This is a genomic window from Bifidobacterium sp. ESL0764 (assembly GCF_029395515.1).
Taxonomy (GTDB): Bacteria; Actinomycetota; Actinomycetes; order Actinomycetales; family Bifidobacteriaceae; genus Bifidobacterium.
Genome location: NZ_CP113919.1, coordinates 1,773,083 through 1,790,311 on the forward strand (window position 1 = coordinate 1,773,083; position 17,229 = coordinate 1,790,311).

A 17,229-nucleotide genomic window follows, 5' to 3' on the forward strand; every position below is an offset into this window, starting at 1 on the left:
TCACTTACCAGCCTTTCCAGCCTTGCGCAGGATGTGTTCGTCAGAGTACTTGATGCCCTTGCCCTTGTAGGGTTCCGGCTTGCGAAGCGCACGGATATTGGCCGCGGCCTGACCGACCGCCTGCTTGTCAATACCCTTGACGACCACCTGGTTGGCGTTCGGCAGCTCGAAGGTGATGCCCTCGGGCGGGTTGACGGTGATGGTGTGCGAATAGCCGAGCGAGAACTCGATGCCCTTGCCCTTCATCTGCGCACGATAACCGGTGCCGACGATGTCCAGCGTCTTGGTGAAACCAACGTGGACACCCTCGACCATCGAAGCGACGATGGAACGGGCCAGACCGTGGTCTGCACGGGTCTGCAGCTGGTCATCAGCCGGGTCGAAGTAAATGGTGTTGTCTTCGACGCGGGCGGTGATGCCGTCGGGAATAGTGTAGGAATCAGAACCCTTGGCGCCTTTGACGCTGAAGTTCTGTCCGTCGATCTTTACTTCCACGCCTGCCGGGATGGTGACGGGGAGCTTACCAATATGTGATGCCATGTTTAGCTCTCCTTCCTCACCATACGAAGGCGACGATCTCGCCGCCGATGCCCCGGTCGAGGCAATCTTTCTGGGTCAACAATCCTGCACTGGTCGAAATGATCGCGACACCCATGCCACCGAGTGGCATCGGCAGTGCGTCCGACTTTGCATAACGACGAAGGCCGGGCTTCGAGATGCGCTTGATACCCTGGATGGCACGTTCGCCATTCTGGCCGTACTTCAGCGTGATCTCAAGATTCTGGCCGACGCGAGCATCCGTGGCGGTGAAGTCTTTGATATAGCCTTCACGCTTGAGGATCTCGGCGATCGCCGCCTTGAACTTGGAGTACGGCATGGAAACGGTCTCATGCTTCGCCGCACTCGCATTACGCAGACGCGTAAGCATGTCTGCGATTGGATCTGTCATTGTCATGTGGGCTAACGCCCTTTCTCGCCGTGGTTTCCTCCGCCGGAGCAGGTATTTGCAACCTGCTCCGGCCGAGGACCTTCAGCGTCGATGTTTACCAACTGGACTTCGTAACTCCGGGCAGCTCGCCGCGGTGCGCCTTCTCGCGAAGGCAGATGCGGCACAGGCCGAACTTGCGATATACGGAGTGGGGACGGCCGCAAACCTGGCAGCGCGTATAGCCGCGTACCTTGAACTTTGGTTTGGCAGCAGCCTTATTTCTAAGAGCGGTTTTTGCCATTTCAGTTCTCCTTGAAGGGGAAGCCAAGGTGCTTGAGCAGAGCCCGAGCTTCCTTGTCATCCTTGGTGCTGGTCACCACGGTGATATCCATACCACGCTGATGATCGATCGCGTCAGGATCGATCTCGTGGAACATGGACTGCTCGGTGAGACCGAAGTTGTAGTTGCCTTGGCCATCGAATTGACGATCGCTGATACCGCGGAAATCGCGGATACGCGGCAGAGCCAGAACGAGCAGCCGGTCGAGGAACTCCCACATGCGGTCGCCGCGAAGCGTCACGTATGCACCGATGGCCTGACCTTCACGCAGATGGAACTGTGCGACGGACTTCTTGGCCTTGGTGATCTTCGGCTTCTGGCCGGTGATGGCGGTGAGGTCCTTGACGGCGCCTTCGATGAGCTTGGAGTCGCGGGCCGCAGCGCCGACGCCCATGGAGACGACGACCTTCTTGACCTTGGCGACCTGCATCGGGTTGGAATACTTGAATTCCTTCTCGAGCTCAGGCACGATCTTATCGATATACTGCTGCTTCAGGCGCGGTGTTGCCGGCGCTTCGACTGTTGTATCGCTCATGCCAGCTCCTTTCCTGATTTCTTGGCGATGCGGGTACGCACGGTCTTGACCTTGCCGTCAACGGCCTTGGTCTCCACCTTGACGCCCACGCGGGTCGGTTCCTTGGTCTCCGGGTCGATGACCATCACATTGGAGCGATGAATCGGGGCCTCAACGGAGACGATGCCGGACTGCTGACCCTGCTGGGTGGCGCGCACATGCTTCTTGACGATCTGCACACCCTCGACGATCAGACGATCGTTGGGCAGTACCTTGCTGACCTTGCCCTCTTTGCCGCGATCCTTGCCGCGGATGACCTTGACCTGATCGCCGGTCTTGATCTTGGCTACCATCTCAGATCACCTCCGGGGCGAGGGACACGATCTTCATGAAGCGCTTGTCGCGCAGTTCACGGCCGACCGGTCCGAAGATACGAGTGCCCTTGGGCTCATGGCCGGAGCCAAGAATAACCGCAGCGTTCTCGTCGAACTTGATGTATGAGCCGTCTTTACGACGATGCTCTTTTACTGTGCGGACGACAACGGCCTTGACCACGTCGCCCTTCTTGACCGACCCGCCAGGGATCGCGTCCTTGACGGAGGCGACGATGACGTCGCCGATGCCGGCATAGCGTCGCTTCGATCCGCCGAGCACTCGGATGGCCAAGATCTCCTTGGCACCCGTGTTGTCGGCGACATGAAGCCGCGTTTCCTGCTGAATCATTGATTCTCCTTAGCCGCGCTGGTTCTCCCCTGCCACCCGTGAAGGTGAGCAGCGGAGCCTTGCCGAACTTATTACTTGGCGCGTTCGACGATGGAGTCGAGACGCCAACGCTTGGTCTTGCTCAAAGGCCGAGTCTCCATGATACGCACGAAGTCGCCGTTGTGGGCGTCATTGTGCTCGTCATGAACCTTGACCTTACGAGTGGAACGAACGACCTTGCCGTAGAGCGGGTGGGTCGAACGCTGCTCGAGCTCGACGGTGATGGTCTTGTCCATTGCGTCGGACACGACGTAACCGCTACGAGTCTTACGGAAGTTGCGCTCTTGCTTTTCAGCCATGCTTACTTCTCCTCAGTCTTCGTGTCGCCCGACTCAGGCTCTTCGCTGATGCCGAGTTCACGCTCGCGCAGGACGGTGTACATCCTGGCGATGTCGTGCTTCACGGCCTTGAGCCTAGCGGAGTTGTCAAGCTGACCAGTGGCGTTCTGGAAGCGCAGGTTGAAGAGCTCTTCCTTGGACTTCTTGAGGAAGCCCTCGATTTCGTCATTGGTCTTCTCGTTGAGATTCTTGATGCTGTAGTCTGCTGTTCCGACTGCCATCAGAGATCACCGCCTTCACGTGCGATAATGCGGCACTTCATCGGCAGCTTGTCGATAGCACGGCGAAGGGCTTCCTTCGCGGTCGCTTCCTCGACGCCACCGATTTCGAACATCACGCGTCCGGGATGCACGTTGGCGATCCAGGACTCCGGGGTGCCCTTGCCGGAACCCATTCGGCTTCCGAGCGCGTGCTTGGTCAAAGGACGATCAGGGAAGATCGTGATCCACACACGACCGCCACGCTTGATGTAGCGGGTCATGGCGATACGAGCAGCCTCGATCTGACGGTTGGAGATATAGGCAGGGGCCAAAGCCTGAATGCCATAATCGCCGAACGCGATCTCGTTGCCGCCCTTGGACATGCCGCGACGCTTCGGACGCTGCTGTTTACGGTACTTAGTCCTCTTTGGGATAAGCATATCTGCTCACTCCTTTGCTTCCGAGGCGGCAGGCGCTGCGGCTGCTGCGGGCTCGGCGGCCGGGGCCGCGGCCTGCGGGGCCTTGGCTTCTGGCTTGGAACCACGAGCGCCGGACGGACGAGAACCACGGCGCGGGCGACGATCGCCGCCACGGCGTCCACGGTTGTTATCCTGCTGGGCCTGCTGCTCATCGAACTGACGTTCAGTCATGTCGCCCTTATAGATCCAGACCTTCACGCCGATACGGCCATAGGTCGTACGGGCTTCGAAGAAGCCGTAATCAATGAGAGCGCGAAGGGTCTGCAGCGGAACGCGACCCTCACGATAGAACTCGGAACGGCTCATCTCGGCGCCTCCAAGGCGGCCGGAGAGCTTGATGCGGATACCCTTGGCGCCAGCGCGCATCGCGTCCTGCTGAGCCTTGCGCATGGCACGACGGAACGTGACACGGTTGGTCAGCTGCTCGGCGATGGACTGAGCGACAAGCTGGGCGTCGATAGAGGCGTTCTTGACCTCGAAGATGTTGAGCTGAACCTGCTTGCCCGTGATCTTCTCGAGCTTGGCGCGAACGCGCTCGGCTTCGGCTCCGCGACGACCGATGACAATGCCCGGACGAGCGGTGTGGATGTCCACACGCACGCGGTCACGGGTACGCTCGATGACGATACGGGACACGCCCGCACGCTCGAGGTCCTTGTTCATGGCCTTGCGAATCTTGTCGTCCTCGAGGACGAAGTCGCTGTAACGCTCACCAGGCTTGTTGGAATCGGAGAACCACTTGGAACGGTGGTCTTCAGTGATACCCAGGCGGTAGCCTAACGGATTGATCTTCTGACCCATCTTTAGCGGGCTCCTTCCTTGCTGGCGACAACGACGGTGATGTGGCTGGTGCGCTTGTTGATGCGTCCGGCGCGGCCCTGTGCACGAGCGCGGAAACGCTTGAGCGTCACGCCTTCGTCCACATAGGTCTCTTTCACATACATATCGTTCTCACGGAACGCCTCGCCGGCCTTATCGGCCTTGACGCGTGCGTTCGCAGTGGCGCTGCGCAGAACCTTGAGCACTGGCTCGGAGGCATCCTGCGGTGCGAATTTCAGAATGGTGACGGCTTCGCTCACTTTTTTGCCTCGGATGAGGTCGACCATGCGGCGAGCCTTGCGCGGCGTCACACGGACGTGACGTGCGATTGCTTTAGCTTCCATAATCTTTCTCTTCCTTTAGCGACGAGCTTTTTTGTCGTCATGAACATGACCACGGAACGTCTTCGTCGGTGCGAATTCACCGAGCTTGTGGCCCACCATGGACTCGGTCACGAAGACCGGAACATGCTTGCGACCATCATGCACAGCGAAGGTGTGACCGATGAAGTCCGGAGTGATCATCGAACGGCGCGACCACGTCTTGATGACGTTCTTCGTGCCCTTCTCGTTCTGTTCGTCGACTTTCTTCTGTAAATGGGCGTCGACGAAGGGGCCCTTCTTGATGCTACGTGACATCTATTCGACGCTCCTTACTTACGGTTCTTGCCATTGGGACGACGACGAACAATCATCTTGTTCGAAGCCTTCTTCGGACGGCGAGTACGAACTTCGCCCTTGCCCCACGGCGACACAGGCGGCTTGCCACCGCGAGTGGTACCACCATGCGGGTGGTCGACCGGGTTCATGGACTCACCACGGGTGATCGGGCGACGACCCATCCAACGAGCGCGACCGGCCTTGCCGAGCTGCACGTTGGCATGATCGGAATTGCCGACCTCACCGATGGTGGCGCGGCAGCGGGCGTCGACGTTGCGGATTTCTCCGGACGGCATACGCAGCTGGGCGTAAGCACCGTCCTTGGCGACGAGCTGAACGCCTGCACCAGCGGAACGCGCGATCTTGGCGCCGCCCAAGGGGCGGAGCTCGATAGCGTGGACGATCGTACCGGTCGGGATGTTGCGCAGCGGCAGATTGTTGCCAGGCTTGATATCGGCATTCTCGCCGGTCTCGATGACGTCACCCTGCTTGATGCCCTTGGGCGCTACGATATAGCGCTTCTCGCCATCTGCATAATGCAGGAGGGCGATACGGGCGGAACGGTTCGGATCATATTCGATCTCAGCAACACGCGCGGGAACGCCGTCCTTGTCCCACCTCTTGAAATCGATGAGACGATACTGACGCTTGTGGCCGCCGCCGCGATGGCGCGAGGTCACACGGCCGTATGAGTTACGACCGCCAGTACTGTTGAGTTTGCGTACCAGCGACTTCTCAGGCGTGGAGCGCGTGAGGTCGGAGAAATCCGACACAGACGCACCACGACGGCCCGGAGTCGTCGGCTTATAAACGCGGATAGCCATAATGAGTTCTTCCTTTGACTTTTTCGGCTATTGCTTCAGTTGCCGAAGATGTCGATCGACTGGCCCTCGGCAACAGTCACGATCGCGCGCTTTTCATTGACGCGGCGACCAAAACCGGTGCGGGTGCGCTGGCGCTTGCCGGCGCGGTTGAGGGTATTGACGTTCGTCACCTTGACATTGAAGATTTTTTCGATGGCCTGCTTGATCTGAACCTTGTTGGCATCAGGAGCGACCACGAAAGTGTACTGACCACGGTCACCGGCGGCATAGCTCTTTTCGGAGACTACCGGCTTGATGATGACATCATGGGCTGGGTTGTGAATAGCTACCATATCGTTCAGGCCTCCTTGGGCTCAGTCTTGGCAGCGACGAAGGCATCAAAGCCCTCTTTGCTGAAGACGACATACTGAGCGGTAACCACATCGTAGGTGTTGAGCTGATCTGCGAAGAGCACATGCACCGTCGGGATGTTGCGAACGGAAAGCCACTCGTTGACGTTGTCACGCGAAAGCACGACAGTGGTGAACTCGTTTTGGCTTACCGGGGTCAGCGCGGCGATGGCGGCCTTGGTGGACGGAGTGTCCTTGATACCAAAGTCGACAACAGCGACGTGACCGGCGTTCGCACGGTTGGAAAGCACATAGCGCAGTGCGCCGGCCTTCATCTTCTTGGGAGTGCGCTGGGAGTAATCGCGCGGCACCGGGCCGTGAGCGATACCACCATGGACCCACTGAGGAGCGCGGATCGAGCCCTGACGAGCGCGACCGGTGCCCTTCTGCTTCCACGGCTTCTTGCCGCCGCCGGAGACGTCGCCACGGCTCTTGACCGCGTGCGTGCCCTGACGAGCAGCGGCGAGCTGAGCGATGACAACCTGATGAATCAGCGGAACGTGAGCCTCGACCTCTTCATTGGAGATGCCGAAGATCTCGACCGGCGCTTCGACGGTGCCGGCGGACTTGCCCTTGGCGTCGGTGACATTGAGTGTTACTTTTGCCATGATTTATCAGGCTCCCTTCACAGCCGAACGAAGCAGGACGATGCCACCCTTGGGCCCTGGAAGAGCGCCCTTGATGGCGATGACGCCGTTCTCCACGTCGGAGGAAACGACCTCAAGGTTCTGCACGGTGGAAGTGACATGGCCCATACGACCGGCCATACGCTTGCCCTTCAGGATACGGCTCGGAGTCGCGCATGCACCGACTGAGCCGGGGCGGCGTTCGTTCTTGTGAGAGCCGTGAGTACGACGATAGGACTTGAAGCCCCAACGCTTGATGGTTCCGGCGAAGCCCTTGCCCTTGGTCGTACCGGTGACGTCCACTTCCGAACCATCGGCGAACAAGTCGGCGGTCAGTTCCTGACCGGGCTTGAACTCGTCGACGTTGTCCGTACGGACCTCGACCAGATGACGACGCGGGGTAACGCCCGCCTTCGCGAAATGACCAGCCATGGGCTTGGTCACCTTGGTGGGATCAATCTGGCCGTAGCCGAGCTGAACGGCCTTGTAGCCGTCGCTCTCTTCGGTCTTGACGCAAGTGACCACGTTCGTGGACACATCAACGAGCGTCACGGGAACGAAGAAACCCTGCTCGTCCCAAACCTGCGACATACCGAGCTTGCGGCCCAGCAGCGCAGAACGATTTGCTTTCTGCAACGACATGCTTCTCCCCTCCTTACAGCTTGATCTCGATATTGACATCCGCAGGCAAATCGATGTGCATCAATGAATCCACGGCCTTGGGGGTCGGGTCCACGATGTCGATGAGGCGCTTATGAGTGCGCATCTCGAAATGCTCGCGAGAATCCTTGTATTTATGAGGAGAACGAATTACCACAAAGACGTTCTTCTCAGTAGGCAGAGGAACCGGGCCCACCACAGTGGCACCCGCGTTCGTGACCGTTTCGACGATTTTCTTCGCCGATTGGTCGATGACCTCATGGTCATAGGACTTAAGCCTGATGCGGATTTTCTGTCCCGCCATTGCCGTCCGCCCTTTCTAGCGATTGTTGACATTACCAACCTATTCAGGGACACCGGCGCGTACGACCCCCGGGAAATCCCGTGGCCTAACCACATCAGTGTGCAGCACTACAGCGCCTTCGAGAGGACGGCACCGGGCTGCACTCGCTCTTTTTCTTACAATTTGCGAGCCCAAAACAGGCAACTGTTCTATTAAAGCATCGGGGGGCTACTAGAAAAATTCGGGCGTGTCGGCGATATTGCCCGTTTTTGCGCGGCTTTCAGCCGTGAACTGACTTTCGATTCTGACCGCCGCAGCCATTCCTCCATCGCCAAAGGACGGGGATGCCATGAATCCTTTCACATCCTCGCAATGCTCGATCAGTTCCGGGTTGCTTTTCACCGTTGCTTCGAATAATGACAAACGATGGATACCTGTTTTCTCAAAGCCTAAAATCGCCTCTTCAAGATGCTCCTGATACAAATCACGGTGCTTGCCGATCAGGTAACGCAGCAATTCCAAACGCGAATTCATGCTCACGATATTCGAAGAAGCGGGGGCCGTACGATAACGGATCAGCGGTTTTTCAACCATCGCGACGCGGCTGGGTCGTTCGTCTTGCGCCAACGTCTCAAACAACGACAGGTAGCAATCCCAATCCTCGAACCCCTTGCGCATGCTTTCGTCGTAGCCGCCGCTTCGCCGCAAAGCCGAGACACGGAACATGCAGGTCGCCGGTGCGGCATTACGGCACAGGAACTTCTCTACCTCTCCACCGCTGGGCCTCACCGTGGCGCCCAGCACTCCGAACGTGCGCATCCACGACGAGGCCGCGAATACTCGCTCGTCCGCCATCAGCTCGGTCCGCGTCGCCTCGATATACTCCGGTTCGAAGCAGTCATCGCCGTCAAGCACCACTACCAACGGCGTAGAAACCCGTTTGATACCGGTGTTGCGGGCGGCGCTCGGGCCTCCGTTGCGGGCCCGATGCACGACTTCGAGCGCGGGCCTATGAGCCAATACGGCCAACGTCTTCTGCGTTTCCTCGTCATCCGAAGCGTCATCGACCACGATGACACGGGCCGACGGGCACGTCTGGGCACAGGCGGATTCGACACTCTGCTGGATCGAGCCCGCCTGATTGAAGCAGGTGATCACCACCGTCACGTCGTTCGCCGTATCGTTCATATATCTATTCTACGTATTCGTGTGCATGCGCTCCCACCTTATTCGCCCGACTTCATAAATTTGCTTTCCGGCACTGGCCAACCTGTCCCTCCCATTCACTCGGCAATAACGCGAATATCGTCTGAGATCATGGAGTATGCCGTTGACGCAGGGGTTCACGCAACGACGCACGCCGCATGTTTGCTACCGGTACCGCCTCCATCCACTTTTGCCAATTTCTTTGCCAAATGTAAGATACATACGGGAGGCGGCCATGCCGAAAGCAACCACAGCTTCGATCAAAACGCAGAACCTGCACGCGGTTACGGCGCATATCTATACGCATAGCGGCGTGACCAAGCAGAACCTGCAGCAAACGCTGGGGCTGAGCCTGCCCACCATCAGCCAGAACCTGCAAAGCCTTGAACGCAACGGGCTGATCGCCAAAGGCGAGACCCTGGATTCCACGGGCGGGCGCAGGGCGCGCACCTACGTTTTCAAGCCTCAGACACGTTGCGCAATCGGCGTGGGAACGACGAGCGACCAAGTCACGCTTTGCGCGGTAGACCTCAAAGGCAATGTCATCGCCGAAGAACGCCATGACGCCACGTTTAGCGCCGCCCCACGATTCATCGCAGATCTCGGAGGGAAAATATCGCGGTTCGCCGCCGACCTCGAAGGCCGAGGATCGCACGTACTGGGCGCGGCATTCGCCATCAAAGGGCTTATCTCCGAGGACGGCAGCGAAGTCATCTACGGCAACATCATGAACAACACCGGTCTTCAGGTCAAAGCGCTCGAGACGGCGACGGGACTCAGGTGCGCACTGATCCACGACTCCATGGCTTCGGCGTCGGCTGAATTATGGTTTGATAAAACTTTGCAAGACGCAATATGCCTGTATCTGGGTCAACGGCCAGGCGGCGCCGTCATCGTCGACGGATCGATCAGCCTCGGCCCGAACCGGCGCAACGGCACCATCGAGCATATGACGCTCGTGCCCGACGGCCTGCCCTGCTACTGCGGCAACAAGGGGTGCATGGACCCTTACTGCTCCACGGAATTCCTGACTTCGCGCGGCAAAGAACACCTTGACGAATTCTTCGAACACGTCCGCTCCGGAGACGAGGAAACCTGCCGACGCTTCGAGACGTGGCTGGGCTATCTCGCGCAGACCATCAACAACGTGCGCAACGTCCTCGCCTGCGACATCATCATCGGCGGCACCGTGACGCAATATCTTGAAACGCAGGATTTCGAACGGCTCAAGGCCAAATGCGACAGGCTCAACACCTTCCAATCGGATACCTACGAGATCCGCAAGAGCATCTGCGGGCAGAATCAGGAAATCGTGGGGGCCGCGCTGCACTATATCGCCCCATATGTAGAGGCAATCTGCAGATAACGGTTCTCCCCCCCCTGCTTTACAGCCGCCGGCTCCATCATCTATGCATCGGGCGAGTGAGCCGTTTCGTGATTGCTTCTGCACTCCGGCCCTTCATACAGAGATAATCACACTTTTACGCTGATTTCTGTGATTATCTCTGTAAAGGAAACAAAAATGCGAGGAAAATCAGGATTTCAAACGGATTTCACTGATTTTCCTCGCATGCTTGTGCATTAAGCAGTCAGTTAGACTCAGACGATCTGGCAGAACTCGATGGTCTCGCGGTTCGGGCCGTAGACGTTGAAGAAGCGGATGCCGTTGTCCCAGAACGTCGGAATGGACTGGATCTCCTTGTCTTTGAGCTCAAGTCCGAGCGCCTTGGCGTTTTCGAACGCGGCCTCGATATCCGGGGTATCCAACGCCCAGTGGTTGATGGCGCCGTCCTTCATCGCCACCGGGTCGCCTTCCCAAGTCTCGATGGTCAGGTGGCCGTAACGCAGGAAGGCGCAACGGTTCTTGCCGTTCGGGAAGAGACCGGCGAGCTCGAAACCGAGCTTCTTGGTATAGAACTCGATGGTCTCGTCCAAGTCCTTGGCGGGCATGCCGGAATGCTGGAAATCTGTGGTGAAATCAGACATTGGCTTCATAATGAACTCCTTTGTAATGCTTTATGTACTGTAGCGGAGGTCGTTTTATGCGGCTGGCGGCAACCCTATTGACGACCTTCCGAAAACCTGTATCCCCTTCGGACGACTCGTGTCAGCGAAGGAAAGACACGCGGCTCGAAATTATCTACTTGCCGACCTTGACCACGGCCTTGGAAACGCCCTCGATCTTGCCGTCGAGGAAGTCCTGCACATCTTCGAGCTTGAATTCGTGGCTGATCAGCGGGTCGACGTCGACCTTGCCGCTTTCCAGCAGGCTGATGGCGTCCTTGAAAGTCAGCGGGTTGATGAAGGAGCCCTGGATGGTCAGCTGCTTCTTGTAGATGTCATACGTGTTCATCTCGAAGCTCGCCTCTTGCGCTCCGACGCCGAACATGAGCACCTGAGCGCCCTTCTTGGTGGCCAGAACCGCGCTATGCTGCGTCTGCGGAAGACCGACGGCCTCGATGACGATGTCATATTCGTTCTCGGGAATCGCGACCTTGTTGGTGTTGAAGATGTTCTTGACGTTGAAGAGCCGCTGATTGAGCTCGAGCTTTTCGTCGAACAGGCCGGCGAAATCGACCTGATGGATACCGTAGGCCTGCAGGATCTGGACGAACAGCTGGCCCATGAAGCCGTCGCCGATCACCAGCGCCTTCTGATAGGGATGGATGTCGAGCAGATCAACGCCGTGCACCGCGCAGGAAATCGGCTCGATGGTCGCCGCGTCCTTGAGACTGACGGCATCCGGCAACTTGTAGACCACCGTCGCGGGAGCGGTGAACTGCTCTTCGAGGCCGCCGTCGCGCGTGACGCCGACAGCGCTCAGCGAATCGCAGAGCTCAGGGCGCTGGGTCAGGCAGTATTCGCACTGGCCGCAGTAGATGTTCGGGTCGACGGCCACACGGTCTCCCGGCTTCACGTTGGTAACACCTTCGCCAATGGCCTCGACCACACCGGAATTCTCGTGCCCCAGCACAATCGGCGGTACGGCGGAAGCTGAACCCGGGCGTCCGGCATACAGATCGTGGTCGGTGCCGCATACGCCCGCATACGCGGTATTAATCAGCACCTCGCCCGCCTTGAGCGCGGGAGTCGGCCGATCCTCGATCTCGAATTGCTTCACACCGGTTAATACAAGCGCCTTCATGGCTGTTCCTTTCGCATGTTTTACTGCTTGATTTGCACCCGCCCGCCGCTGAGTTCTGCGTTGATTCTCAACGAAAGTCGACATCGGCTTGGCGCCGCAACAAAGTCACTATAGCTCTTGAAAATAAGTTATGCAAATCGACTTTCTAAAAGTTTTGCGGTCTGTTACCTATTGGGCTATCCACGTTATATGTCCGCTCTCGTATCAGTGCGAGCAGAATCAACAAAATCAACACTGAATATTGATTTTGCTCGCATGTCCGATTGAGCATGCGATGAAAATCAAGAAAATGTATCCAGAAAGCTGATTTTCATCGCATGTACACTTTTCCGACGGACGTCATATGCGACGGGACCAGCAAAGAATCGTCCGAATACAGGAAATCCCTCCGCAACCAATCGGCTGGGAGGGATTTCGTAACAGCTTGAAAGCGAAAATCAACGCTTCGAGAACTGAGGCGCGCGACGTGCCTTGTGCAGACCTGCCTTCTTGCGCTCCACGACGCGGGCGTCGCGGGTGAGGAAGCCGGCCTTCTTCAACGCGGCGCGGTTGGCGTCGCGGTCGATGGCGTTCAACGCACGGGCAACGCCGAGGCGGATGGCGCCGGCCTGACCGGTGATGCCGCCGCCCTCGACGAGGACGATGACATCGAACTTGTTCTCAAGCTTCAGCAGAACGATCGGGGAGTTGACCTCACGCTGCTGCAGACGGGAGGGGAAGAACTCCTCCAGGGTGCGGCCGTTGATGGTCCACTTGCCGGACCCGGGAACCAAGCGCACGCGGGCGATGGCTTCCTTACGACGACCCGTGCCGTAGCCCGGGGCAATCGTGGAAGCACCGGTGCCAGCACCGGCGTTGGTTTCAGTGGTGAATGATGTAAGTTCCTCTTCGGTCTCTTGAGCCGCGGAGTTATTGGTTTCTTCAGCCATGATTCGTTATCTCCTCTCGGTTCACTTGGCCTGCTGCGAAACCGCAGCGATCTCAATCGGCTGGGGCTTCTGCGGGGTGTGCGGGTGATCGGGACCAGCGAAAACGTGGAGACGATCGAGCTCGACCTTGGACAGACGGTTCTTCGGCATCATGCCCTTGACTGCTTCGCGGATGATGCGCTCAGGATTGTGCTTCAAGAGATCGGCGTAGCTGTCGGCACGAAGGCCGCCGGGACGACCGGAGTGCGCATAGAGCACCTTGTCCATCTTCTTGCCAGTCAACGCGATCTTTTCGGCGTTGATGATGATCACGTGATCGCCAAGATCGGCGTTGGGAGCGAAGGTCGGCTTGTTCTTGCCGCGCAGCAAAAGCGCTGCCCTGGTCGCAAGCTTACCCAGCACCACGTCGGTGGCGTCAATGATGTACCAGTCGTGAGTCAGATCAGCTGGCTTCGGTGTGAAAGTTTTCACGAGTGTACCTTTTCTTTATATTGTGTTCCCGGCCAAATCGGCAAAACCTTGACGATGATGCCTTTCCGACCGCTTTATCCGTGGGCTCCCTGAAAGTCCTAGTGCGAGTGGGAAAGCGCTTTGAAGGACCCCTCTAGGGAAACACAACAACTCACCATTGTACCTACTCCCCCGACTAATCGCAACACGACACCGCCTTTGCATACGCTGAGTGCCACAAATCGGCCGCTCATGCCACCCAACGTTGTTTATTTGCACCCAAGACATACGTCAAGAGGCGCCAATGACCGGTTTATGGCACAAGTTGAAGACACTAGGCAATACATCTTCTTCAGCCAAGACGACTTGCAGCGGCGTGGGCGACGTCTCTCGAAGCGTCTTGCGCGAGCCGGCCCAGTGTGGCCTGCCCGCAGTTCGGATTGAGTGCAACGGCGCGACGGACCATCGCCGAAAGAACCGCCGGGGCCTTCTGCTCGGATTCGACGCCCAACTTGGCTAGGAAGTCAAGCGTATCGGCTGTGGTCTCGGGATTCTCGGCACCCTCAAGACGCATCTTCCATGAGGTCTGCGGGTTGCGCAGCGCGGCCTCGCGCACCTCTCCCACCTTGTCTTTGGTAAGCCTGCCGACCAGCCAGTTCTTGTCGTCGGCATTGGCGGCGACGGCCTTGCGCACCTCGTCGTTGCCGTCCTCGGAAAGCTTGACCAGAATGTTCGGGAACGGCATGGTTTCGGCCAGGAAAACGCGGTCTTCCAACGGGGTGTGCTGGTTGCCGGCCACCGCCTCCAACAATGCCGTGGCACGCGAGAAAGCGGCCTGGTCGGACCTGTCGGGCAACGGTTTGCGGGCGGCGGCGCTCAGCTCGGCGGAATCCTCGGTATGTCGAAGCTCCTCGTAGGTGTCGGTCAATGGCTCGAAGTCGGTGTCTGCAGCGGCTGGGTCGCTGGCGGAATCAACGGCTGAGGCGGCTGATGAATCACCATCGCCATCGTTGTCGGAATCGTCGTTCACGACGACAGAGTCATCGTTCGCATCCGTGGTTTTAGAAGATTCAGCGGTATTGGAAGTCTCAGCGGTATCCGCACTTTCAGCAGCGTCGGACTTCTCAGCGGTTTCCGAAATCTCAGAACCATCTGAAGCATCACACGCAACGCCAACTTCCGCACTCGAAGAAGCGAAATCAGAAGCATCTGCCTTAGCAGCGTCCATTCCAACCTCGCCGGCGGGCATGGCATCTTGGTTTTCGTTCGTTTCGTCCTGTTGCGTTTCGCTCATGGTTCCAGCTTAACGCGAACCGGAGAGTCAACAGCAGACGCACAAAATCGCAAATCCGGACACGGTATGAAATATCGACGTTATAGACGCAACAACCTCGCCTGCGCGTTGAACGCCTCGCGGACGCGTGTCTCGAAATCCTCCGCATTTGCCGACGGAACCGCAAGCCGCATGGTGATGCGGTCGGTGAATTCCCTGGACTCTTCCTTGCCGCCGACTTGCTCAAGCAGCTGTTCGAAACGGCCCAACCACGGGTATTCCAAGATGATGCGATAACGCTGCATCGGCACGATCCGTTCGATATCCGCCGCTTTCACCGCCATCGACGCGGCCGTGGAATAGGCGCGGATCAGACCGCCGGAACCCAGAAGGATGCCGCCGAAATAGCGGGTGACGGTGACGACGCAATCGGTGAGCCTGCCCATGCGGATCACGTCAAGTATCGGTTTGCCCGCAGTGCCGCTCGGCTCCCCGTCATCGCTCATCCGCTCTTTGGCGGACCCTTGCGCCGCCCCGAAAATCGCCGCGAAGGCGACATGACGGGCTTTCGGGTTCTGGTCACGCACGGTTTGCACGAACGCGAGCGCCTCGTCCAGGGTCTTGATATGGCAGGCATCGCCGATGAATTCGGACTTCTTCTCGATGAATGAATCGTGCGCGGGAGCGGCTGCGGGATTGACGATCGTGGAAAACCCATCGATGACATCGTTGCGTTCACTACCCATTGACGCACCCTCCAGTTTTTGTGAAAACGACTCCGTGACAACCGTATCGGTTTTCAATTCTACTTTCGGCTACAGGCTCAATATCGCGATTACGACGATTGCATGACTTTATAACGACGAAAACGGCAGGCTTCCGCCATTTGTGTGATTTAGCACACACTAGGAGAAAGTGCTAAATTGTGAAAATTTCTACTACGGAATGTCAAACCTCGGAATTTGAATCTGGCGACGTCTTTTTCTCTGCTAGACTGCCGGTTAAGGAGCAAGGGACAAGGACGTTCCTGCGCTCCCCATACAGCTCGACCACACATTGAACACAACGGCAATCATTGCGGCGACCGACATTATATTGGTGTTATGCAAATCACTACCGAACGACTCATTCTGCGGCCTTGGAAACACGGCAAGAAACACGAGGCCGAATCGCTGTTCCGCTATGCCTCCGACCCGGAAATCGGGATTCGCTGCGGGTGGATGCCGCATCGCAGCGTCGCCGAGAGCATGAATACTCTCGACAACGTCTTCACCGGCGACGAGAACTATGCCATCACATTGCGGGGCGACGGGAATGGCACAGCAGACGGCGCGCAACAAACCGACAACGGCATTGCCGACAAAGCCGGAAAGCGCTCGACAAGTGATGCCGACAACGAAGAACATCGCAATCGCCACGGCAATCTAGATACCGATATCACGACCGATCAGGTTATCGACAAAGCTGCGGATGCCAAGCCTGGCGACGACAGCCCGATCGGTGCCATCGAGCTCAAGAAGGCCGAGCCGGGCGACCATGCCGGCGAATTCGTGCGCGAAGCCATCGACGCGCATGCCCTGTTCGAAGGCGTCGACCCGGCACCGCTGGAACGCGCGCTGGCCCATTACGACGGCGACCGGGTGCTTGGCTACTGGGTCGGTCGTCCGTTCTGGGGGCAAGGTCTGATGACCGAAGCACTACGGGCGATGCTCCGACACGCGTTCGTCGACCTCGGCTGCAACGCCGTCTGGGGCGGACACTACGCCGAAAACCCCGCTTCCGGTAAGGTGATGGAGCACTGCGGCATGCGCGCGGTATGCCGCAAGGACAACGATTACTTCCCACTTATCGACCGGCACTACGATGCGATTTTGCGGGTGATCACCAAAGAAGAATGGGAACGCGGTTAACATAAATCCGACAAACCATACTGCCGGCGACCAAAGTCAGTCCCGCCAGTCCTATCTCAATTACTTGCCTGTCACTCACCATTTATTGAACGGATGGGCAAACAGACATTTGATCGAATTCGCCGAAATCAGCACTTTCCGCTTTGAAGGACGAAACGCAAGAATTTCACCGCCATTGATAAGACGGTACACACTCGAACGCGAGCATCTCAGTACTTCGCAAGCTTCTTTCAAGGTGAGCAATTGTGGCAAATCCGCAAAATCCGGCATACCGGGATTGTCCAACGGGATTGTTTTTCTTGATTGCCTCATCACCATCGCATCGCTTTCGTAATAATCGGTCGGTGAACCTGTAGATAAGAACCATGGCCGAAATATTTCGACCTATAACCCAATATTTCGGTTGATACCCCTAACCTACAGGTTCGTTTTGAGTTCAATCCTTCGTTATTTTTGGAAGAGACGATTTGACTTGATTTGCAGTGAAATCGGCAA

General features: G+C 57.7%; 27 protein-coding genes. 2 read left to right on the forward strand and 25 right to left on the reverse strand.

Annotation, left to right across the window (positions count from 1 at the left end):
• The 18 genes from rplF to OZX71_RS06880 form a co-directional block, all read right to left on the reverse strand.
• Positions 1–540, reverse strand: coding sequence for a 50S ribosomal protein L6 (gene rplF, locus OZX71_RS06795; RefSeq protein WP_277146292.1), 540 nt, complete (start codon positions 538–540; stop codon positions 1–3).
• Positions 541–556: 16 nt separating this feature from the next.
• Entirely contained in the window at positions 557–955 is a 399-nt protein-coding gene (gene rpsH, locus OZX71_RS06800) for a 30S ribosomal protein S8 (RefSeq protein WP_277146291.1), read from the reverse strand.
• Positions 956–1,043: 88 nt separating this feature from the next.
• Entirely contained in the window at positions 1,044–1,229 is a 186-nt protein-coding gene (locus OZX71_RS06805; protein ID WP_091847705.1) for a type Z 30S ribosomal protein S14, read from the reverse strand.
• A gap of 1 nt (position 1,230) precedes the next feature.
• On the reverse strand, positions 1,231–1,803 hold the full coding sequence (gene rplE / locus OZX71_RS06810; protein WP_277146290.1) for a 50S ribosomal protein L5: 573 nt from the start codon (positions 1,801–1,803) through the stop codon (positions 1,231–1,233).
• Positions 1,800–2,135: a 50S ribosomal protein L24 gene (gene rplX / locus OZX71_RS06815; protein WP_277146289.1), complete on the reverse strand. Its 336-nt coding sequence runs from the start codon at positions 2,133–2,135 to the stop codon at positions 1,800–1,802. Before rplX ends, rplE begins: the two co-directional genes overlap by 4 nt.
• A gap of 1 nt (position 2,136) precedes the next feature.
• Positions 2,137–2,505 (reverse strand): 50S ribosomal protein L14, encoded by a 369-nt coding sequence (rplN, locus tag OZX71_RS06820; protein ID WP_091847708.1) that lies wholly within the window; start codon positions 2,503–2,505, stop codon positions 2,137–2,139.
• A 71-nt stretch (positions 2,506–2,576) separates the two neighbouring features.
• On the reverse strand, positions 2,577–2,843 hold the full coding sequence (rpsQ, locus tag OZX71_RS06825; protein ID WP_277143842.1) for a 30S ribosomal protein S17: 267 nt from the start codon (positions 2,841–2,843) through the stop codon (positions 2,577–2,579).
• A 2-nt stretch (positions 2,844–2,845) separates the two neighbouring features.
• Positions 2,846–3,103 carry a 50S ribosomal protein L29 gene (gene rpmC / locus OZX71_RS06830; RefSeq protein WP_277146288.1) on the reverse strand — a complete coding sequence of 86 codons (258 nt, stop codon included), beginning with the start codon at positions 3,101–3,103 and terminating at the stop codon, positions 2,846–2,848.
• Positions 3,103–3,522, reverse strand: coding sequence for a 50S ribosomal protein L16 (gene rplP, locus OZX71_RS06835; protein WP_277146287.1), 420 nt, complete (start codon positions 3,520–3,522; stop codon positions 3,103–3,105). The genes rpmC and rplP overlap by 1 nt, the downstream gene beginning before the upstream one ends.
• 6 nt (positions 3,523–3,528) lie before the next feature.
• Positions 3,529–4,362, reverse strand: coding sequence for a 30S ribosomal protein S3 (gene rpsC / locus OZX71_RS06840; RefSeq protein WP_277146286.1), 834 nt, complete (start codon positions 4,360–4,362; stop codon positions 3,529–3,531).
• A 2-nt stretch (positions 4,363–4,364) separates the two neighbouring features.
• Positions 4,365–4,724, reverse strand: coding sequence for a 50S ribosomal protein L22 (gene rplV, locus OZX71_RS06845; RefSeq protein ID WP_277146285.1), 360 nt, complete (start codon positions 4,722–4,724; stop codon positions 4,365–4,367).
• A gap of 15 nt (positions 4,725–4,739) precedes the next feature.
• The gene (rpsS, locus tag OZX71_RS06850) at positions 4,740–5,018 is read right to left on the reverse strand and encodes a 30S ribosomal protein S19 (protein WP_091847714.1); all 279 of its coding nucleotides are present in this window, start codon (positions 5,016–5,018) and stop codon (positions 4,740–4,742) included.
• Between the two features lie 14 nt (positions 5,019–5,032).
• Complete coding sequence (gene rplB, locus OZX71_RS06855; RefSeq protein ID WP_277146284.1) at positions 5,033–5,863, reverse strand: 50S ribosomal protein L2; 831 nt, start codon at positions 5,861–5,863, stop codon at positions 5,033–5,035.
• A 35-nt stretch (positions 5,864–5,898) separates the two neighbouring features.
• Positions 5,899–6,195, reverse strand: coding sequence for a 50S ribosomal protein L23 (rplW, locus tag OZX71_RS06860; protein WP_277146283.1), 297 nt, complete (start codon positions 6,193–6,195; stop codon positions 5,899–5,901).
• 5 nt (positions 6,196–6,200) lie between these two features.
• Entirely contained in the window at positions 6,201–6,860 is a 660-nt protein-coding gene (gene rplD, locus OZX71_RS06865; RefSeq protein ID WP_277146282.1) for a 50S ribosomal protein L4, read from the reverse strand.
• 6 nt (positions 6,861–6,866) lie between these two features.
• Entirely contained in the window at positions 6,867–7,520 is a 654-nt protein-coding gene (gene rplC / locus OZX71_RS06870; protein WP_277146281.1) for a 50S ribosomal protein L3, read from the reverse strand.
• A 13-nt stretch (positions 7,521–7,533) separates the two neighbouring features.
• Positions 7,534–7,842 (reverse strand): 30S ribosomal protein S10, encoded by a 309-nt coding sequence (gene rpsJ, locus OZX71_RS06875; protein ID WP_003808013.1) that lies wholly within the window; start codon positions 7,840–7,842, stop codon positions 7,534–7,536.
• A 210-nt stretch (positions 7,843–8,052) separates the two neighbouring features.
• Positions 8,053–9,009 (reverse strand): glycosyltransferase family A protein, encoded by a 957-nt coding sequence (locus tag OZX71_RS06880; RefSeq protein ID WP_277159788.1) that lies wholly within the window; start codon positions 9,007–9,009, stop codon positions 8,053–8,055.
• A gap of 253 nt (positions 9,010–9,262) precedes the next feature.
• Between OZX71_RS06880 and OZX71_RS06885 the strand changes: the two genes are divergently transcribed.
• Positions 9,263–10,393 (forward strand): ROK family transcriptional regulator, encoded by a 1,131-nt coding sequence (locus tag OZX71_RS06885; protein ID WP_277159789.1) that lies wholly within the window; start codon positions 9,263–9,265, stop codon positions 10,391–10,393.
• 233 nt (positions 10,394–10,626) lie between these two features.
• Here the strand turns inward: OZX71_RS06885 and OZX71_RS06890 are convergent, their stop codons facing one another.
• From OZX71_RS06890 to OZX71_RS06915, 6 genes are all read right to left on the reverse strand, one after another.
• Positions 10,627–11,025 carry a VOC family protein gene (locus OZX71_RS06890; protein ID WP_277147553.1) on the reverse strand — a complete coding sequence of 133 codons (399 nt, stop codon included), beginning with the start codon at positions 11,023–11,025 and terminating at the stop codon, positions 10,627–10,629.
• 142 nt (positions 11,026–11,167) lie between these two features.
• Positions 11,168–12,172, reverse strand: coding sequence for a zinc-dependent alcohol dehydrogenase family protein (locus OZX71_RS06895; protein WP_277159790.1), 1,005 nt, complete (start codon positions 12,170–12,172; stop codon positions 11,168–11,170).
• Positions 12,173–12,609: 437 nt separating this feature from the next.
• The gene (gene rpsI, locus OZX71_RS06900; protein WP_277146277.1) at positions 12,610–13,101 is read right to left on the reverse strand and encodes a 30S ribosomal protein S9; all 492 of its coding nucleotides are present in this window, start codon (positions 13,099–13,101) and stop codon (positions 12,610–12,612) included.
• Positions 13,102–13,122: 21 nt separating this feature from the next.
• Positions 13,123–13,572, reverse strand: a complete 450-nt coding sequence (rplM, locus tag OZX71_RS06905) for a 50S ribosomal protein L13 (RefSeq protein ID WP_277146276.1) — start codon at positions 13,570–13,572, stop codon at positions 13,123–13,125.
• Positions 13,573–13,903: 331 nt separating this feature from the next.
• Positions 13,904–14,581, reverse strand: a complete 678-nt coding sequence (locus OZX71_RS06910; RefSeq protein WP_277160681.1) for an AbrB family transcriptional regulator — start codon at positions 14,579–14,581, stop codon at positions 13,904–13,906.
• A gap of 344 nt (positions 14,582–14,925) precedes the next feature.
• Complete coding sequence (locus tag OZX71_RS06915; RefSeq protein ID WP_277159791.1) at positions 14,926–15,570, reverse strand: YigZ family protein; 645 nt, start codon at positions 15,568–15,570, stop codon at positions 14,926–14,928.
• Positions 15,571–15,927: 357 nt separating this feature from the next.
• Between OZX71_RS06915 and OZX71_RS06920 the strand changes: the two genes are divergently transcribed.
• Positions 15,928–16,734, forward strand: coding sequence for a GNAT family N-acetyltransferase (locus tag OZX71_RS06920; protein ID WP_277159792.1), 807 nt, complete (start codon positions 15,928–15,930; stop codon positions 16,732–16,734).
• A gap of 75 nt (positions 16,735–16,809) precedes the next feature.
• Here OZX71_RS06920 and OZX71_RS06925 read toward each other — a convergent pair whose 3' ends face one another.
• Positions 16,810–17,004, reverse strand: a complete 195-nt coding sequence (locus OZX71_RS06925; protein WP_277159793.1) for a helix-turn-helix domain-containing protein — start codon at positions 17,002–17,004, stop codon at positions 16,810–16,812.
• Positions 17,005–17,229: the final 225 nt, after the last annotated feature.

Excerpts from the sequence above, each read along its gene's own strand:
- rplF (WP_277146292.1), bottom strand. The coding sequence starts at position 540 with ATGGCATCACATATTGGTAAGCTCCCCGTCACCATCCCGGCAGGCGTG.
- rpsH (WP_277146291.1), bottom strand. The coding sequence starts at position 955 with ATGACAATGACAGATCCAATCGCAGACATGCTTACGCGTCTGCGTAAT.
- OZX71_RS06805 (WP_091847705.1), bottom strand. The coding sequence starts at position 1,229 with ATGGCAAAAACCGCTCTTAGAAATAAGGCTGCTGCCAAACCAAAGTTC.
- rplE (WP_277146290.1), bottom strand. The coding sequence starts at position 1,803 with ATGAGCGATACAACAGTCGAAGCGCCGGCAACACCGCGCCTGAAGCAG.
- rplX (WP_277146289.1), bottom strand. The coding sequence starts at position 2,135 with ATGGTAGCCAAGATCAAGACCGGCGATCAGGTCAAGGTCATCCGCGGC.
- rplN (WP_091847708.1), bottom strand. The coding sequence starts at position 2,505 with ATGATTCAGCAGGAAACGCGGCTTCATGTCGCCGACAACACGGGTGCC.
- rpsQ (WP_277143842.1), bottom strand. The coding sequence starts at position 2,843 with ATGGCTGAAAAGCAAGAGCGCAACTTCCGTAAGACTCGTAGCGGTTAC.
- rpmC (WP_277146288.1), bottom strand. The coding sequence starts at position 3,103 with ATGGCAGTCGGAACAGCAGACTACAGCATCAAGAATCTCAACGAGAAG.
- rplP (WP_277146287.1), bottom strand. The coding sequence starts at position 3,522 with ATGCTTATCCCAAAGAGGACTAAGTACCGTAAACAGCAGCGTCCGAAG.
- rpsC (WP_277146286.1), bottom strand. The coding sequence starts at position 4,362 with ATGGGTCAGAAGATCAATCCGTTAGGCTACCGCCTGGGTATCACTGAA.
- rplV (WP_277146285.1), bottom strand. The coding sequence starts at position 4,724 with ATGGAAGCTAAAGCAATCGCACGTCACGTCCGTGTGACGCCGCGCAAG.
- rpsS (WP_091847714.1), bottom strand. The coding sequence starts at position 5,018 with ATGTCACGTAGCATCAAGAAGGGCCCCTTCGTCGACGCCCATTTACAG.
- rplB (WP_277146284.1), bottom strand. The coding sequence starts at position 5,863 with ATGGCTATCCGCGTTTATAAGCCGACGACTCCGGGCCGTCGTGGTGCG.
- rplW (WP_277146283.1), bottom strand. The coding sequence starts at position 6,195 with ATGGTAGCTATTCACAACCCAGCCCATGATGTCATCATCAAGCCGGTA.
- rplD (WP_277146282.1), bottom strand. The coding sequence starts at position 6,860 with ATGGCAAAAGTAACACTCAATGTCACCGACGCCAAGGGCAAGTCCGCC.
- rplC (WP_277146281.1), bottom strand. The coding sequence starts at position 7,520 with ATGTCGTTGCAGAAAGCAAATCGTTCTGCGCTGCTGGGCCGCAAGCTC.
- rpsJ (WP_003808013.1), bottom strand. The coding sequence starts at position 7,842 with ATGGCGGGACAGAAAATCCGCATCAGGCTTAAGTCCTATGACCATGAG.
- OZX71_RS06880 (WP_277159788.1), bottom strand. The coding sequence starts at position 9,009 with ATGAACGATACGGCGAACGACGTGACGGTGGTGATCACCTGCTTCAAT.
- OZX71_RS06885 (WP_277159789.1), top strand. The coding sequence starts at position 9,263 with ATGCCGAAAGCAACCACAGCTTCGATCAAAACGCAGAACCTGCACGCG.
- OZX71_RS06895 (WP_277159790.1), bottom strand. The coding sequence starts at position 12,172 with ATGAAGGCGCTTGTATTAACCGGTGTGAAGCAATTCGAGATCGAGGAT.
- rpsI (WP_277146277.1), bottom strand. The coding sequence starts at position 13,101 with ATGGCTGAAGAAACCAATAACTCCGCGGCTCAAGAGACCGAAGAGGAA.
- OZX71_RS06915 (WP_277159791.1), bottom strand. The coding sequence starts at position 15,570 with ATGGGTAGTGAACGCAACGATGTCATCGATGGGTTTTCCACGATCGTC.
- OZX71_RS06920 (WP_277159792.1), top strand. The coding sequence starts at position 15,928 with ATGCAAATCACTACCGAACGACTCATTCTGCGGCCTTGGAAACACGGC.
- OZX71_RS06925 (WP_277159793.1), bottom strand. The coding sequence starts at position 17,004 with ATGCCGGATTTTGCGGATTTGCCACAATTGCTCACCTTGAAAGAAGCT.